Annotated in this window: 18 protein-coding genes; 17 read left to right on the forward strand and 1 reads right to left on the reverse strand. The window is 70.1% G+C overall.

The genetic code is table 11. The features are described from left to right. The first annotated feature begins 173 nt into the window (after window positions 1-173). Together ffh and ftsH are read left to right on the forward strand one after the other, a co-directional pair. Complete coding sequence (gene ffh, locus ACZ7L4_RS35650) at window positions 174-1730, forward strand: signal recognition particle protein (RefSeq protein WP_472109062.1); 1557 nt, start codon at window positions 174-176, stop codon at window positions 1728-1730. A gap of 159 nt (window positions 1731-1889) precedes the next feature. Next, window positions 1890-3833 (forward strand): ATP-dependent zinc metalloprotease FtsH, encoded by a 1944-nt coding sequence (gene ftsH / locus ACZ7L4_RS35655; RefSeq protein ID WP_472109064.1) that lies wholly within the window; start codon window positions 1890-1892, stop codon window positions 3831-3833. A gap of 55 nt (window positions 3834-3888) precedes the next feature. On the opposite strand, the gene ACZ7L4_RS35660 is transcribed toward ftsH, so the two are convergent. Next, window positions 3889-4752: a class I SAM-dependent methyltransferase gene (locus ACZ7L4_RS35660; RefSeq protein ID WP_472109066.1), complete on the reverse strand. Its 864-nt coding sequence runs from the start codon at window positions 4750-4752 to the stop codon at window positions 3889-3891. 286 nt (window positions 4753-5038) lie between these two features. Between ACZ7L4_RS35660 and proS the strand changes: the two genes are divergently transcribed. From proS to ACZ7L4_RS35735, 15 genes are all read left to right on the forward strand, one after another. Continuing rightward, window positions 5039-6454: a proline--tRNA ligase gene (gene proS / locus ACZ7L4_RS35665; RefSeq protein WP_472109068.1), complete on the forward strand. Its 1416-nt coding sequence runs from the start codon at window positions 5039-5041 to the stop codon at window positions 6452-6454. A 192-nt stretch (window positions 6455-6646) separates the two neighbouring features. Further along, window positions 6647-7243, forward strand: a complete 597-nt coding sequence (locus ACZ7L4_RS35670) for a hypothetical protein (RefSeq protein ID WP_472109070.1) — start codon at window positions 6647-6649, stop codon at window positions 7241-7243. Between the two features lie 196 nt (window positions 7244-7439). Beyond that, window positions 7440-7859 carry a 30S ribosomal protein S16 gene (rpsP, locus tag ACZ7L4_RS35675; protein WP_385761190.1) on the forward strand — a complete coding sequence of 140 codons (420 nt, stop codon included), beginning with the start codon at window positions 7440-7442 and terminating at the stop codon, window positions 7857-7859. A gap of 2 nt (window positions 7860-7861) precedes the next feature. Continuing rightward, window positions 7862-8101: an RNA-binding protein gene (locus ACZ7L4_RS35680; protein ID WP_014176063.1), complete on the forward strand. Its 240-nt coding sequence runs from the start codon at window positions 7862-7864 to the stop codon at window positions 8099-8101. Between the two features lie 98 nt (window positions 8102-8199). After that, a complete protein-coding gene (gene rimM, locus ACZ7L4_RS35685; protein ID WP_472109072.1) occupies window positions 8200-8757 on the forward strand; it encodes a ribosome maturation factor RimM in 558 nt (185 codons plus the stop codon). Next, entirely contained in the window at window positions 8754-9575 is an 822-nt protein-coding gene (trmD, locus tag ACZ7L4_RS35690; RefSeq protein WP_472109074.1) for a tRNA (guanosine(37)-N1)-methyltransferase TrmD, read from the forward strand. Before rimM ends, trmD begins: the two co-directional genes overlap by 4 nt. A gap of 132 nt (window positions 9576-9707) precedes the next feature. Continuing rightward, window positions 9708-10058 (forward strand): 50S ribosomal protein L19, encoded by a 351-nt coding sequence (gene rplS, locus ACZ7L4_RS35695; protein ID WP_031485105.1) that lies wholly within the window; start codon window positions 9708-9710, stop codon window positions 10056-10058. Window positions 10059-10136: 78 nt separating this feature from the next. After that, the gene (lepB, locus tag ACZ7L4_RS35700) at window positions 10137-10841 is read left to right on the forward strand and encodes a signal peptidase I (protein ID WP_472109076.1); all 705 of its coding nucleotides are present in this window, start codon (window positions 10137-10139) and stop codon (window positions 10839-10841) included. After that, window positions 10834-11934, forward strand: coding sequence for a signal peptidase I (gene lepB / locus ACZ7L4_RS35705; RefSeq protein ID WP_472109078.1), 1101 nt, complete (start codon window positions 10834-10836; stop codon window positions 11932-11934). Before lepB (ACZ7L4_RS35700) ends, lepB (ACZ7L4_RS35705) begins: the two co-directional genes overlap by 8 nt. Beyond that, the gene (gene lepB / locus ACZ7L4_RS35710) at window positions 11834-12796 is read left to right on the forward strand and encodes a signal peptidase I (protein ID WP_472109079.1); all 963 of its coding nucleotides are present in this window, start codon (window positions 11834-11836) and stop codon (window positions 12794-12796) included. The genes lepB (ACZ7L4_RS35705) and lepB (ACZ7L4_RS35710) overlap by 101 nt, the downstream gene beginning before the upstream one ends. Before the next feature lie 93 nt (window positions 12797-12889). Next, on the forward strand, window positions 12890-13627 hold the full coding sequence (gene lepB / locus ACZ7L4_RS35715) for a signal peptidase I (RefSeq protein WP_472109081.1): 738 nt from the start codon (window positions 12890-12892) through the stop codon (window positions 13625-13627). Continuing rightward, window positions 13620-14132 carry an NUDIX hydrolase gene (locus ACZ7L4_RS35720; RefSeq protein ID WP_472109083.1) on the forward strand — a complete coding sequence of 171 codons (513 nt, stop codon included), beginning with the start codon at window positions 13620-13622 and terminating at the stop codon, window positions 14130-14132. Before lepB (ACZ7L4_RS35715) ends, ACZ7L4_RS35720 begins: the two co-directional genes overlap by 8 nt. Before the next feature lie 55 nt (window positions 14133-14187). Then, the gene (locus tag ACZ7L4_RS35725) at window positions 14188-14496 is read left to right on the forward strand and encodes a DUF2469 domain-containing protein (RefSeq protein WP_003993268.1); all 309 of its coding nucleotides are present in this window, start codon (window positions 14188-14190) and stop codon (window positions 14494-14496) included. An 84-nt stretch (window positions 14497-14580) separates the two neighbouring features. Next, on the forward strand, window positions 14581-14958 hold the full coding sequence (locus ACZ7L4_RS35730) for a YraN family protein (protein WP_472109085.1): 378 nt from the start codon (window positions 14581-14583) through the stop codon (window positions 14956-14958). Continuing rightward, window positions 14958-16577, forward strand: coding sequence for a YifB family Mg chelatase-like AAA ATPase (locus ACZ7L4_RS35735; protein WP_472109087.1), 1620 nt, complete (start codon window positions 14958-14960; stop codon window positions 16575-16577). The genes ACZ7L4_RS35730 and ACZ7L4_RS35735 overlap by 1 nt, the downstream gene beginning before the upstream one ends. Window positions 16578-16581 lie beyond the last annotated feature (4 nt).

The following is a 16581-nucleotide window of genomic DNA, read 5'->3' on the forward strand; positions in this document are numbered from 1 at the left end:
GGTCACGCCGGGATGTCTGCGGCGGATATGGAGGCGTATGGGCCGGTTTTTCGTACGTGGGTGCGACCCGTGGGGCGCATCGGGACCGGGCCACTGACCACGGCGCGACGGGCGGATACCCTGGAGGGCGACCTGTCCGTAAGCCACCCCCGACCCGAGGATTCGCGACCGCCGTGTTCGACACTCTCTCCGATCGCCTCGCAGCGACATTCAAGAACCTCCGCGGCAAGGGGCGCCTCAGCGAGGCGGACATCGACGCCACGGCGCGCGAGATCCGGATCGCCCTCCTTGAAGCCGACGTGGCGCTGCCCGTCGTCCGTGCCTTCATCAAGCAGATCAAGGAGCGCGCGACCGGCGCCGAGGTCTCCCAGGCGCTGAACCCCGCCCAGCAGGTCATCAAGATCGTCAACGAGGAGCTCATCGGCATCCTCGGCGGCGAGACCCGCCGGCTGCGCTTCGCCAAGACCGGCCCGACCGTGATCATGCTCGCGGGTCTGCAGGGTGCCGGTAAGACGACCCTCGCGGGCAAGCTCGGCCTCTGGCTCAAGTCCCAGGGCCACTCGCCGCTGCTCGTCGCCTGTGACCTCCAGCGTCCGAACGCCGTGAACCAGCTGAGCGTCGTCGCCGAGCGCGCCGGCGTCGGCATCTACGCGCCGGAGCCGGGCAACGGCGTGGGCGATCCGGTGCAGGTGGCCAAGGACTCCATCGAGCACGCCAAGGCGAAGGTCTACGACGTCGTCATCGTCGACACCGCGGGCCGCCTCGGCATCGACCAGGAGCTGATGCAGCAGGCCGCGGACATCCGCGACGCCGTGAAGCCGGACGAGGTCCTCTTCGTCGTCGACGCCATGATCGGTCAGGACGCGGTCAACACGGCCGAGGCCTTCCGCGACGGCGTCGGCTTCGACGGTGTGGTGCTCTCCAAGCTCGACGGCGACGCCCGTGGTGGTGCGGCCCTGTCGATCGCGCACGTCACCGGCAAGCAGATCATGTTCGCCTCCAACGGCGAGAAGCTGGACGACTTCGACGCGTTCCACCCGGACCGCATGGCGTCCCGCATCCTCGGCATGGGCGACATGCTCACGCTGATCGAGAAGGCCGAACAGACCTTCTCGCAGCAAGAGGCCGAGAAGATGGCCTCCAAGCTGGCCTCCAAGAAGGGCCAGGACTTCACGCTCGACGACTTCCTGGCGCAGATGGAGCAGGTCAGGAAGATGGGGTCCATGTCCAAGCTGCTCGGCATGCTGCCGGGCATGGGGCAGATGAAGGACCAGATCGCCAACCTCGACGAGCGCGACGTCGACCGCACGGCCGCCATCATCAAGTCGATGACCCCGGCCGAGCGCCAGGAGCCGACGATCATCAACGGCTCGCGCCGCGCCCGTATCGCCAAGGGTTCCGGCGTCGAGGTCAGCGCGGTCAAGAACCTGGTGGAGCGGTTCTTCGAGGCCCGCAAGATGATGTCCCGCATGGCTCAGGGCGGCGGCATGCCCGGGATGCCGGGCATGCCCGGCAGCGGCGGCGGCCCCGGCCGGCAGAAGAAGCAGCCCAAGAAGGCCAAGGGCAAGCAGCGCTCCGGCAACCCGATGAAGCGCAAGCAGCAGGAGCAGGAGGAGGCCGCCCGCCGCGCGGCCGCCGCCGAGGGCGGCGCCCTCGGTCTGCCCGGCGCGGGCCAGCAGGACCCCAAGGACTTCGAGCTCCCCGACGAGTTCAAGAAGTTCATGGGCTGACACGTCGGCAGCTGTACGGGTAAGGGGCGTCCGCCATGGCGGACGCCCCTTACGCATGTCCACGAGTGGCGGCCCCCTGGCAACTGTGCGGTCATGGGCGGAAGGCCTCGGGGCCAAGGCCGCCCCGGAGGACGGCAGGCTGCAGGAGGAGAGACAGGCGTGGCGAACCCGGTACCCCCGCGCGATCGGACGGATCAGCCCTGGCGTTCCGAGGGCGCGCCGCCGCCTCCGCCCCCGCAGGGGCCCAAGCGCAAGATGCCCGGCGGCTGGGGCGGCCTCATCCTGACGGCCCTGATCGTCTACCTCATCGCCAACCTGGTGCTGTCGTTCTTCAACGAGGGCGACGAGCCGACGGTCTCGTACACCGAGTTCAGCAAGCAGGTCGAGGCCGACAACGTCACCAAGATCTACTCCAAGGGCGACGCCATCCAGGGCGAGCTCAAGAAGGAGAAGCCGACCCCCAAGGACAGCGACAGCAAGCGCAAGAACTACACCAAGTTCACGACGCAGCGCCCGGCCTTCGCCGACGACGACCTCTGGGCCAACCTGGAGAAGCACGACGTCACGGTGACCGCCGAACCCGTCGTCCAGGAGCGCAGCTTCCTGTCCAACCTGCTCATCTCGCTCGCCCCGATGGTCCTCCTGGTCGTGCTGTGGCTGTTCATCGCGCGGCGCATGAGCCAGGGCATGGGCGGCGGCGCGGGCGGCATGCTCGGCCGCAAGCAGCCGCCCAAGCCGGTCGAGCTGGAACCCGGCAAGAAGCGGACCACGTTCGAGGACGTCGCCGGGATCGACGAGGTCGAGGGCGAGCTCAACGACGTCGTCGACTTCCTCAAGAACCCCGAGGACTACCGCACCATGGGCGCCAAGATGCCGCGCGGCGTGCTCCTCGCGGGCCCGCCCGGCACCGGCAAGACGTTGCTCGCGCGGGCGGTCGCGGGCGAGGCCGGGGTGCCGTTCTTCTCCGCGTCCGCCTCGGAGTTCATCGAGATGATCGTCGGCGTCGGCGCCTCGCGGGTGCGCGAGCTGTTCGCCGAGGCCCGCAAGGTCGCCCCGTCGATCATCTTCATCGACGAGATCGACACCATCGGCCGGGCCCGCGGCGGGGGAGGTGGCGTCGGCGGCCACGACGAGCGCGAGCAGACGCTCAACCAGATCCTCACGGAGATGGACGGCTTCACCGGTTCCGAGGGCGTCATCGTCATCGCCGCCACCAACCGCGCGGACGTCCTGGACCCGGCCCTGACCCGTCCCGGCCGCTTCGACCGGATCGTCAACGTGTCCCCGCCCGACCGCGGCGGCCGCGAGGCCATCCTCAAGATCCACACCCGGGGCATGCCGCTGTCCCCCGACGTCGACCTCGCCCAGGTCGCCCGTACGACACCGGGCATGACCGGCGCCGAACTCGCCAACCTGACCAACGAGGCCGCCCTGCTCGCCGTCAAGCGCAAGCAGAAGCAGATCAACCACACCGACCTCTCCGAAGCGCTGGAGAAGGTCCAGCTCGGCGCCGAGCGGCCGCTGGTGATGCCCGAAGAGGAGCGCCGCCGCACCGCCTTCCACGAGAGCGGCCACGCCCTCCTCGGCATGCTGCAGCCCGGCGCCGACCCCGTCCGCAAGATCACGATCGTGCCGCGCGGCCGCGCCCTCGGCGTCACGCTCTCCACCCCGGACGCCGACAAGTACGCGTACACGGAGGAGTACCTGCGCGGCCGCATCATCGGCGCCCTCGGCGGCATGGCGGCCGAACACGTCGTCTACGGAGTCATCACCACCGGCGCCGAGAACGACCTGGAGCAGGTCACCAACATCGCCCGCGGCATGGTCGCCCGCTGGGGCATGAGCGAGAAGGTCGGCCGCCTGTCCGCCCTCCCGAACGACTCCCAGCAGCCGTACGGCCTCGCCGCCGCCCCCGACACCGTCAACGCGATCGACGGCGAGATGCGCCGCATCGTGGACGAGTGCTACGAGGAGGCGTGCCAGAAGCTGCGCGACAACCGGGACAAGCTCGACGCGCTCGCCACGGCCCTCATGGAGAACGAGACGCTGGAGGAGGCGGACGCGTACCGGATCGCCGGCGTCACGCGCTTCACCAAGGACTGAACGGCACGACCTCAGGGGGAGGAGCAGCCCGCACGCCACACGGCGTGCGGGCTGTTCACCGCGTACGGGCTATCAGATACCTGAAGACGTTGGGCATCCACACCGTCCCGTCGCCGCGCACATACGCCTGCAGGGCCTCCGACACCTCCTTGTCGACCTGCGCCGGATCCGTCGCCCCGACCGCGGCGTCGAACAGGCCCGTTGACAGGAGGCCGCGCACCGCGCTCTCGGCGTCCGCGTACCCGAAGGGGCACGCCACCCTGCCGGAACCGTCGGGCCGCAGCCCCGCCCGCTGGGCGACCTCCTCCAGGTCGTCACGGAGCGCCGGGCGCCAACTGCCCGTACTGCGCAGCGGGTCGGCGAGCTTGGTGGCCACCCGGAGGACGGACGACGTGGCACAGCGCTCCGGAGGACCCCAGCCGACCAGCACCACGGCGGCGCCCCGGCCCGCCAGCGGAGCCACGCTCTCCAGTCGCGCGGAAAGCCCCTCGGAGTCCCCGGCCACACATCCGATCGGCCGGAAATCGGTGATCACGTCGTACGGGGCCCCGCCGGGATCGCTCGCGGTGAGGTCGGCGGCGTCGGCCGTCGTCAGCCGGGCGTCCGCGGCCTCCCGAGGCCCGGACGCGTCGGGCAGCAGCCGCTCCTCCGCCAGGGCCAGGAGCTCGGGGTCCGAGGGCTCGACGCCGGTCACGGCCGCGCCGCGCGACGCCGCCATGAGGAGCGCGAGCCCGGAGCCGCAGTCGAGCCCGAGGAGCCGGGTGCCCGAGCCGACCTCCAGGCGCTCGTACACCGCTTCGTAGAGCGGCACCAGCATCCGTTCCTGAATCTCCGCCCAGTCACGCGCGCGTGCGCACGAGTCCGTCCGCGGCGCGGGAGCCGCGTGAGGGAGGTGCCGCCGCACGAGCGTAGGTGTCATCGAAAGTGCCCCAATCCACCGAGAGATGCCGAGAGTTGTCGTCGTGCCGCCCGGCCGTTCGCGTGGCGCCCGGCCGTGTTCGCGCGCTGCTCGCACTCCCCCCGTACGCCAGACAACTCCGCAATGTCCGCCGCGTCTAGGGGGTGTTTGGCAGGCGTGGCGACAATGCGCGTGTGCACCGTCGTGCGCCCCCTGGAGGTCATATGACGGGCGCACCCGGGTGGCCGCGGGCATACGGGCGAAAAGGATTCGAGTGCCCCGGGGCCCGCGCCGTAGCATCCGCGACATGGCCAAAACCCGCGTTCTCACGCCCCGGGCGGAAGACTTTCCGCGCTGGTACCAGGACCTGATCACCAAGGCCGAACTGGCCGACAACGGTCCGGTGCGCGGCACCATGGTCATCCGACCGTACGGCTACGGCCTGTGGGAGCGGATGCAGCGGGAGATGGACGACCGCATCAAGGAGACGGGCGCGCAGAACGCGTACTTCCCGCTCCTGATCCCGCAGTCGTACCTCACCAAGGAGGCCGACCACGTCGAGGGCTTCGCGCCCGAGCTGGCCGTGGTCACGCACGGCGGCGGCAAGGAGCTGGAGGAGCCCGCCGTCGTCCGCCCCACCTCAGAGATGATCATCAACGCCTCCTTCGCCAAGTGGGTGCAGAGCTACCGGGACCTGCCGCTGCTCATCAACCAGTGGGCGAACGTGGTCCGCTGGGAGCTGCGGCCCCGCCTCTTCCTGCGTACGACGGAGTTCCTCTGGCAGGAGGGCCACACGGCGCACGCGACCTACGAGGAGGCGCGCGACTTCGCGGCGCGCATCCACCGGGACGTCTATGCGGACTTCATGGAGAACGTCCTCGCGATGGACGTCCTCCTGGGCCGCAAGACGCCCAAGGAGCGCTTCGCCGGGGCCATCAACACCCTCACCCTCGAAGGGATGATGGGCGACGGCAAGGCCCTCCAGATGGGCACCAGCCACGAACTCGGCCAGAACTTCGCCAAGGCCTTCAACACCCGCTACCTGTCCAAGGACGGCGCTGAGGAGCTGGTCTGGCAGACCTCCTGGGGCTCCACGACCCGCATGATCGGCGCCCTGGTGATGATGCACGGCGACGACGACGGACTGCGCGTACCGCCCCGCCTCGCCGCCACCCAGGTCGTCGTGCTCGCCGTCAAGGACGACGAGGCGGTGCTGCGCAAGGTGCGCGACATCGGCGGCATCCTTAAGAAGGCGGGAATTCGCGTCCAGGTGGACGACCGCACCGACACCCCCTTCGGACGCCGCGCCGTCGACTGGGAGCTGAAGGGCGTCCCCGTACGCGTCGAGGTCGGGCCCCGCGATCTGGAGAACGGCACGGCGATGCTCGCCCGTCGCATCCCGGGTGGCAAGACTTCGGTCGCCCTGGAGGCACTGGTCGCGGTGCTGCCCAAGATCCTGGAGGAGGACCAGGCGCTGCTGCTCGCGCAGTCCCGGGAGCGGCGGCAGCTGCGGACGGCCGACGTGTCCACGGTCGCCGAGGCCCTGGAGGCCACCTCGGAGGGCGGCTGGGCGCGCATCCCGTGGGCCACGCTCGGAGAGTCGGGCGAGAACGAGCTCGCCGGGCACGGCGTCTCCGTACGGTGTCTGCTCACCCCCGAAGGGGCGGTGCCGGACGCCGACGACGCGGCCGGTAACGTCGCGGTCGTGGCACGCGCGTACTAGGCGCGTATGGAGGAACGCCCGCGAAGGCGTACATGCCACTACGCACCACCTTTGTATGAGCTGTGCGCCTTCTCCGTACATCTGCGCACCCGCCCTCCTCGGGACGCATCAGCAGGAACTGACTGGTACGTGCAAATTATTTGGGATGCCCCGGAATAGGAACACGGAGGCACCCCGGCTCGTTGTCACGACGTGAGCACGACACCACCTGTTCTCGCCGCAGAGCTGGCAGGGGCGTGGGCCGACATTCAGCGGCACCACCCCGAGCTGCCGGATCTTGCCGCGCCCGAATCCCTGATCGGCGAGTCGTCGTCCGCCTGTGGACGCGAGCTCTCCTTCGAGCGACTCCTTCACGAGGCAGTCCACGGCATCGCAGCCGCGCGCGGGGTCCGCGACACATCGCGCGCCGGCCGCTATCACAACCGCAGATTCCTGGCCATCGCCGAGGAGTTGGGCCTCGACCACCCCGAGGAGCCGCACCCCAGCAGCGGCTTCTCACTGGTCACGCTCAACCCGGAGGCGAAGCAGCGCTACCGGCAGACGATCGAGCGGATCCAGCGCGCCCTGAAGGCGCACACCGTGGCGACGGCCGCGGACACCAAGCGCAGCTTCCGCGGCCCGGCCGCGCGGCACGGCTCCTCCGGGGGCGGCGTCCGCGTCAAGGCGGTCTGCGACTGCGGGCGCAACGTCCGGGTGGTTCCCTCGGTGCTCGCCCAGGCCCCGATCATGTGCGGCGGCTGCGGGAAGCCGTTCCGCATCCCGGAGATCGTCGGCGTCGCGGCGGGCTGAGTCGCACTCCTGGTGGGGCGGCCGAGGGGGATTCGGCCGCCCCGGAGACCTGTGGCACAATGGCAAGCTGTACTCGACAGTCGCACAGGACCCCTCTCTCCTCCGGCTGACGCGTCCATCGGGCACTCGGGTACCGCAACCCCACGCGGCAATCTCGCCGTGCCCACCCACGTCAAGACCAGGAGACACCACTCCCGTGGCAGTCAAGATCAAGCTGAAGCGTCTGGGCAAGATCCGTTCGCCTCACTACCGCATCATCGTCGCCGACTCCCGCACCCGCCGTGACGGCCGTGCGATCGAGGAGATCGGCCTGTACCACCCGGTGCAGAACCCGTCGCGCATCGAGGTCGACTCCGAGCGTGTCCAGTACTGGCTGAGTGTCGGCGCGCAGCCGACCGAGCCGGTCGCGGCCATCCTCAAGGTCACCGGTGACTGGCAGAAGTTCAAGGGTCTGCCGGCCCCCGCGCCGATGAAGGTTGCCGAGCCGAAGGCCGCCCGCCCCTCCTTCGAGGCGCTGGCGACCGAGGACGAGCCCAAGGGTGAGGCCATCACCCAGAAGAAGAAGGCTGAGAAGAAGGACGAGGCCGAGGCCCCGTCCGAGTCGACCGAGGCCTGAGCATGCTCGAGGAGGCTCTTGAGCACCTCGTGAAGGGCATCGTCGACAACCCCGACGACGTGCAGGTCGCCTCGCGCAACCTGCGCCGGGGGCGCGTCCTCGAGGTCCGGGTCCACCCCGACGACCTCGGCAAGGTGATCGGCCGCAACGGCCGCACCGCGCGCGCCCTGCGTACCGTCGTGGGTGCCATCGGCGGCCGTGGTGTCCGCGTCGACCTCGTCGACGTCGACCAGGTTCGCTGAGAAAAGTTGAACACCGGCTCGGGCCGGGGAGGGCTTTCGAGCCGTCCCCGGCCTGAGTTGTTTGTGCCCCGTGATGGGCTGACAGGAGAGTTTCCGACGTGCAGTTGGTAGTGGGGCGCATCGGCCGCGCCCACGGCATCAAGGGCGAGGTCACCATCGAGGTGCGCACCGACGAGCCCGAGCTGCGGCTCGGCCCCGGCGCGCGACTCGCCACCGACCCGGCCTCCGCGGGGCCGCTCACCATCGAGACCGGCCGGGTGCACAGCGGCCGGCTGCTGCTGCGTTTCGAGGGCGTACGGGACAGGACCGCGGCCGAGGCGCTGCGCAACACCCTCCTGATCGCCGAGGTGGACCCCGAGGAACTCCCCGAGGAAGAGGACGAGTTCTACGACCACCAGCTGATGGACCTCGACGTCGTCACGGTCGACGGCACCGAGGTCGGCCGGATCACGGAGATCTCGCACCTGCCCTCGCAGGACCTGTTCATCGTGGAGCGGCCCGACGGCAGCGAGGTCATGATCCCGTTCGTCGAGGAGATCGTCACCGAGATCGACCTCGAGGAGCAGAAGGCCGTCATCGACCCGCCGCCCGGGCTGATCGACGACCGCGCCGAGATCGCGTCCTCCCGAGACGACGCGGAGGAAGAGGGCGCATGAGGCTCGACGTCGTCACGATCTTCCCCGAGTACCTGGAACCGCTGAACGTCTCCCTCGTCGGCAAGGCACGCGCGCGTGGCCAACTGGATGTCCACGCGCACGACTTGCGGCAGTGGACGCACGACCGGCACAACACGGTCGACGACACCCCCTACGGCGGCGGCCCCGGCATGGTCATGAAGACCGAGCCGTGGGGCGACTGCCTCGACGACGTACTGGCCGAGGGGTACGAGAACGGCGCCCAGGGGCCCGTCCTGGTCGTTCCCACGCCCTCCGGGCGCCCCTTCACCCAGGAACTCGCGGTGGAGCTCTCCGAGCGCCCCTGGCTGGTCTTCACGCCCGCGCGCTACGAGGGCATCGACCGCCGCGTCATCGACGAGTACGCGACCCGGATGCCCGTCTACGAGGTCTCCATCGGCGACTACGTCCTCGCGGGCGGAGAGGCCGCCGTGCTCGTGATCACGGAGGCCGTGGCCCGGCTGCTGCCCGGCGTCCTCGGCAACAGCGCCTCGCACGAGGACGACTCCTTCGCGCCCGGCGCCATGGCCAACCTCCTGGAAGGCCCCGTCTACACCAAGCCCCCCGAGTGGCGCGGCCGGGACATCCCCGACGTGCTGCTCAGCGGCCACCACAGCAAGATCGCGCGGTGGCGTCGCGACGAGGCGCTGCGCCGCACCACGCGCAACCGGCCCGATCTGATCGAGCGCACCGACCCCAAGGCCTTCGACAAGAAGGACCGCGAAATGCTCTCGATCCTGGGCTGGGGGCCACGTCCCGACGGACGATTTGGGCCGACGCCCGAGGTCGTGGAAGAATAGGCCGCTGCTGTACGTCCAGCCTGCGCCCCTGCCACAGGGGGAACGACGCAAGGCCCGACGCGATCAGCTACCGAAACTCATCATTTACCTCCCGCCGATGACCTGTGGCATCGGCGAAGAAAGCAGACGATCATGTCTCACCTGCTCGACTCCGTCGACGCCGCGTCGCTGCGCAGCGACGTCCCGGCCTTCCGCCCCGGCGACACCGTCAACGTCCACGTCCGCGTCATCGAGGGCAACCGCTCCCGTGTGCAGCAGTTCAAGGGCGTAGTCATCCGCCGCCAGGGCGCCGGCGTCCGCGAGACCTTCACGGTCCGCAAGGTCTCCTTCTCCGTCGGCGTCGAGCGCACCTTCCCGGTGCACACGCCGATCGTCGAGAAGATCGAGCTCGTCACCAAGGGTGACGTCCGCCGCGCCAAGCTGTACTACCTCCGTGACCTGCGCGGCAAGGCCGCGAAGATCAAGGAGAAGCGCGAGAACTGAGCCGCTCGGCGCCCCCAGGGGGCGCCGGCGCATCTCGCCTGCGGCGTCCACAGGGCGGCCGGATAGCATCTGGCCTCGATGGACACCGAAGCACAGCACGAGGAGCGCGACCGCTCCTCCGAGCCCCATGAGAACACCTCACAGGGCGAGGAGGACCGGTCGCGCTCCTCTTTGCTCTCCGGGGTGCTCGACTGGCTGCCGGGCGGCCGCATCACCCTGAGCCTGCTGCTGTGCCTGGCGCTCCTGCTGGCCTTCAGCGTCTTCGTGATGCAGCCGTTCCAGATCCCCAGCGGCTCCATGGAGAGCACATTGAGGGTCGGGGACCGCGTTCTCGTAAATAAGTTGGCGTACCGTTTCGGTGCCGAGCCGACCCGTGGCGACGTGGTCGTCTTCGACGGCAGCGGGTACTTCGGAGAGGGCGACTACATCAAGCGCGTCGTGGGCACGGGGGGAGACCGGGTGGTCTGCTGCGACAGCAAGGGGAGGCTCGAGGTGAACGGGAAGCCCGTGGACGAGCGAGCCGTGCTGCACGCCACGGACGCGCCATCGAAGGTGCCGTTCGACATCGTGGTCCCCGAAGGCACCCTCTTCCTGCTCGGCGACCATCGCAGCGACTCCCGTGATTCCCGCGACTACTTGGGCGCGCCCGGCGGCGGCTTCGTCCCCGTGGACCAGGTGATCGGCAGGGCCGAGTGGATCGCGTGGCCGACCGGGCACTGGCACTCCTTGTCCCGTACGGACGTCTACGCGCGCGTGCCCGCACCCGGCGGCGCCCATGGGTAGGCGGGGCAAATCGCGCAGCCACCGCGGCGACGAGCGGCTGCCCACAGGCAGCAGGCCCACCAGCGGCCCCGAGCAGCCCGGGAGGGCCGAGCGGCGCAAGCTCGCCCGCAAGGTGAAGCGCCGCCGAAGGCGCTCCGTGCTCAAGGAGATACCCCTCCTCATAGGCGTGGCCCTGGCCATCGCTCTCGTCCTGAAGACGTTCCTGGTGCAGGCCTTCGTCATCCCGTCGGGCTCCATGGAACAGACGATCAAGATCGGTGACCGGGTCCTGGTCGACAAGCTCACCCCCTGGTTCGGCGCGCAGGTGCAGCGCGGCGACGTCGTCGTCTTCAACGACCCGGGGAAGTGGCTCGAGCAGGAGGCCGGTCAGAAGAAGGAAGCCCCGGTCGGTGTGAAGCAGGTCAAGGAAGGCCTGACCTGGATCGGGCTGCTGCCGTCCGACAACGAACGCGACCTCATCAAGCGGGTCGTGGGCGTCGGCGGCGACACCGTGAAGTGCTGCGACACACAGGGCCGCGTCACGGTCAACGGGACACCGCTCGAAGAGCGTGCGTACATCCATCCCGGCAACGCCCCCTCGAAGTTCGACTTCTCCGTGAAGGTGCCCAAGGGGCGCCTCTTCGTGATGGGCGACCACCGCGCCAACTCGGCGGACTCCCGCTATCACCTCACCGAGGCGTTCAACGGGACCGTGTCCGAGGAGTCCGTCGTCGGGCGGGCCCGGTTCATCGGGTGGCCGATCGGACACTGGGCCTCGCTGTCGGAGCCGCCGACCTTCGCCGCCGTGGCCGACGCGCAAGGAGACGGGTCGACCGCGGCCTCAGGAACGTCGCATAGGGTGGCCCCCACGTACGGTGCCGGACCGGGCTCGAACGCTTCGGATTCGGACGGATTTATCCCCCTCCCGACCCCTGCGGAACTCCCGCTCGTTATGGGAGTGGTGGGCCTGCATCGGATACGGATCAGGCGGCGGCACGGAGTGAGGAGTGGATGTGGGGGACTTGGCGGTCGGCGCACGGTCAGGGCATGGTCCCGAAGAGGAGCCCGGGCGATCCGACGACGCGGCGGGTCCGGGGTCGACGGAGGCGGGTGACGCCGCGACGGCCGATCCCCTGCGGGAGGCGGAGTCGAGCGGCGGATCGAAGGGTGGCTCGAAGAAGCAGCGTTCCTTCTGGAAGGAACTGCCGCTGCTCATCGGTATCGCGCTCATCCTGGCGCTTGTCATCAAGACGTTCCTGGTCCAGGCGTTCTCGATCCCTTCGGCGTCGATGGAGAACACGCTGAAGATCGGCGACCGGGTCCTGGTCGACAAGCTCACCCCGTGGTTCGGTTCGGAGCCTGAGCGCGGCGAGGTCATCGTCTTCCACGACCCGGCGAGCTGGCTCGAGGGCGAGCCGACGCCGGAGCCGAACGCCGTGCAGACGGTGCTCAGCTGGATCGGCCTGATGCCGTCGGCCAACGAGAAGGACCTCATCAAGCGCGTCGTCGGAGTCGGCGGCGACACCGTCGAGTGCAACGGCACGGGCCCGCTCAAGATCAACGGCAAGGCGCTGAACGAGCCGTACGTCTACCCGGGCAACACCCCGTGCAGCGACGACAACGCCGGTGGAACGTTCAAGGTGAAGGTTCCCGAGGGCAAAGTTTGGGTCATGGGTGACCACCGTCAGGACTCCATGGACTCCCGCTACCACCAGAACGACAAGAACGGCGGCTTCGTCCCCGTGGACAACGTCGTGGGTCGCGCCATCGTCGTAGCCTGGCCGCCCACGCACTGGTCGACGCTGCCGGTGCCGGACACCTTCGACCAGTCCGGCCTCAATGCCGTGGCGAACGTGGCTCCGGGTGCGCTCGGACTCGCGGGCGCGGCGCCCCTGGTGCTGTGGCGCAGGCGCAAGATCAATCGGCGCGTTACCGAGGGGAACACCAGGGTTTCTGCGGCTGGTGGCGCCCGGTAGGGTGCCGTCCCAGATCGCCGATCTTCCGTGGTCCGCACCGTTCCGGGGCTGGTTCGACGAGATCGACTTCTCCGAACCGCGGGAGCAACTGGGATGAGCAGGACGCGTCGTACGAATGAGGGTCACGGCAAGGTCGGCAGCGCGCTGTCCGGCATAGCCGTGGCCCTCGGCTGTGTGTTGTTCCTGGGCGGGTTCGTCTGGGGCGCCATTCTGTACCAGCCGTACACCGTGCCCACGGACTCCATGGACCCGACGATCAAGGCGGGCGACCGGGTGCTCGCGGAGCGGATCGACGGCAGCGAGGTCAAGCGCGGCGACGTCGTCGTCTTCCAGGAGAACTCCTGGGGAAACGTTCCGATGGTCAAGCGAGTGGTCGGCGTCGGCGGTGACAAGATCTCCTGCTGCACGCAGAACAAGCTGACCGTGAACGGCGAGCAGATCGACGAGCCCTACCTCCCGAAGGGCGAGAGCGCCTCGCTCACCGGCATCAGGAACACGACCGTCCCGAAGGGCCGGCTCTTCCTGCTCGGCGACCACCGCTCCGACTCCCTGGACTCCAGCGCGCACATCGGCGACAGCGAGAACGGTTCGGTGGAGCGCGGCGCCGTGCAGGGCCGGGTGGACGCCCTGGCGTGGCCCATGGCCGGGATGCAGAAGCCGACCGGGTTCGAGGCGCTGCCGGGCGGCATCTCGCAGCCGGGGCCCGTGAAGACGGTGCTGGCGGCCATCGTGGCGGGTGCGGTGCTCGTGCTCGGCGGCGCGGCGTACGGTCCGATCGCGAAGCGCTCGCGGCGCTCGCGCGGCGGGGCCCCGGAGCCGGCCCGTGCCTGACGTCGGCCGCGAACTGCGCAAGGTCGCCCGCGTCGTGCTGCTCGACCCGCAGGAGCGGATCCTGCTCCTGCACGGGCACGAGCCGGGCGACACGGCGAACGACTGGTGGTTCACGCCGGGCGGCGGCCTGGAGGGCGACGAGACGCGTGAAGAGGCCGCCCTGCGGGAACTGGCAGAGGAGACCGGCATCACCGACGTCGAACTGGGGCCTGTGCTGTGGCAGCGGATCTGCTCCTTCCCCTTCGACGGTCGGCGCTGGGACCAGGACGAGTGGTACTTCCTGGCCCGTACGAGGAAGGCCTCGGCGGAGCTCGGGGAGCTGAACGGGACGGGCCTGACCGACCTGGAGCGCCGCAGCGTCGCGGGAGCACGCTGGTGGACGTGCCGGGAACTGGCCGAGGCGCATGAGACGGTGTATCCGACCAGACTCGCCGGGCTGCTGAAGCGGCTGCTCGACGAAGGTCCCCCGAGCCGGCCCGAGGTCCTCGACACGGAAATCGTCTAGAGGCGCACGAGGCTGGCGCACAATGGGGGGACGCACGGCTGAAGGGGAACATGCCATGAGCGCCGAGGACCTCGAGAAGTACGAGACCGAGATGGAGCTGAAGCTCTACCGGGAGTACCGCGACGTCGTCGGTCTGTTCAAATACGTGATCGAGACCGAGCGGCGCTTCTACCTCACCAATGACTACGAGATGCAGGTGCACTCGGTCCAGGGCGAGGTGTTCTTCGAGGTGTCGATGGCGGATGCCTGGGTCTGGGACATGTACAGGCCCGCTCGATTCGTGAAGCAGGTCCGGGTGCTCACGTTCAAGGACGTGAACATCGAGGAGCTGAACAAGAGCGACCTCGAACTTCCGAGTGGCTGAGTTTTCCACAACCCGTAGGTAGTTCACCGAGATCCACTTCTTTCCGGCCCGGGCGTCAGCGTGGGTGCCGGAGGTGGTGCCGACGTGAACGCACGGGGAGCACTGGGGAAGTACGGCGAGGATCTGGCCGCGAGGCGGCTGACCGAGACCGGCATGACGGTGCTCGCGCGCAACTGGCGCGCGGGCAGGTCGGGCGAGATCGACATCGTGGCGCGGGACGGCGACGCGATCGTCGTCTGCGAGGTCAAGACCCGCAGCGGACCGAGCGGTGCGGCCGGGGCCTTCGAGCACCCGATGGCCGCGATCACACCGGTCAAGGCGGCGCGGCTGCGCGATCTCGCCGAGCGCTGGGTGCAGGAGCACGGGGGAGCGCCGCCCGGCGGCGTCCGGATCGACCTCGTCGGCGTGCTGCTGCCGGAGCGCGGGGCGCCCCGTGTCGAGCATGTGCGAGGGGTGTCCTGATGGGCTTCGCGCGTACGTGTTCCGTGGCCCTCGTGGGAGTCGAGGGCGTCGTCGTCGAGGTGCAGGCGGACCTGGAGCCGGGCATCGCCGCGTTCACGCTGGTGGGGCTGCCGGACAAGAGCCTGGTGGAGAGCCGGGACCGGGTCAGGGCGGCGGTGGTCAACTCCGGGGGCGACTGGCCGCAGAAGAAGCTCACGGTGGGGCTGAGCCCGGCGTCCGTGCCCAAAGGCGGTTCGGGTTTCGATCTCGCCGTCGCGTGCGCCGTGCTCGGCGCGGCCGAGCGGATCGACCCGAAGATCCTCGCCGACATCGTGATGATCGGGGAGCTGGGCCTGGACGGGCGGGTGCGGCCCGTGCGGGGCGTGCTCCCGGCCGTGCTCGCGGCGGCCGACGCGGGCTACGAGCAGGTGGTGGTCCCGGAGTGCACGGCGGGCGAGGCGGCCCTCGTGCCGGGTGTGTCGGTGCTCGGCGTGCGCAGCCTGCGCCAGCTCATCGCCGTGCTCACGGACGCGCCGGTGCCGCAGGAGGAGGCGGACGAGTCGGGGCGGCCCGATCCGCTGCTCGCAGGCCTCAGCATGCCGGGCAGCGGCGTCGGCACGGGCCTCGGCGGCTCCGCGCACGACGGGCAGGGGCTCGACCTCGCGGAGGTCGTCGGGCAGCTGTCCGCCCGCACGGCGATCGAGGTCGCGGCGGCGGGCGGGCACCACGTGATGCTGTCCGGGCCGCCGGGCGCGGGCAAGACGATGCTGGCCGAGCGGCTGCCCGCCATCCTGCCGCCGCTCACCCGTGAGGAGGCCCTGGAGGTCACGGCGATCCACTCGGTCGCGGGAATGCTGCCCCCGGGCAAGTCGATGATCGACACCGCGCCGTACTGCGCACCGCACCACTCCGCGACCATGCAGTCCCTCGTCGGGGGCGGTCCTGGAGTAGCCCGGCCGGGAGCAGTCTCCCTGTCGCACCGGGGCGTCCTGTTCCTCGACGAGGCCCCCGAGTTCAGCGGGCAGGCGCTCGACGCCCTGCGCCAGCCCCTGGAGGCGGGCCATGTGACCATCGCGCGCAGCGCCGGGGTGGTGCGGCTGCCCGCGCGGTTCCTGATGGCGCTCGCCGCGAACCCCTGCCCCTGTGGGCAGTACCGGGCGCTGGGCGGCGAGTGCGACTGCCCGCCGGCCACGGTCCGGCGCTACCAGGCGAGGCTCTCGGGACCGCTGCTCGACCGGGTCGACCTCCGCGTCGAGGTCGACGCCGTCACACGCAACGAACTGGCGGGGTACGGGCCGCGGGGCGAGAGCACCCAGGTCGTCGCGGACCGGGTGCGTGAGGCCAGGCAGCGGGCTGCGGCCCGGTTCGCGGACACCCCGTGGCGGACCAACAGCGAGGTGCCGGGCCACGCCCTGCGCACCCGCTGGCCCGCGGCGCCCGGTGCCCTCGACGAAGCGGAGCTCGACCTGGAGCGCGGCTTCCTCACCGCGCGGGGGCTCGACCGGGTGCTGCGGGTGGCCTGGACCGTGGCCGACCTCGCCGGGCGGGACCGCCCGTTCGCCCAGGACGTGGCGCTCGCGCTGCAACTGCGGACCGGGATCTCGCGCGGGGTGCCGATGACGATCGGGGCGGGGGCGTGACCGG

The organism is Streptomyces sp. NPDC107575 (assembly GCF_055657265.1).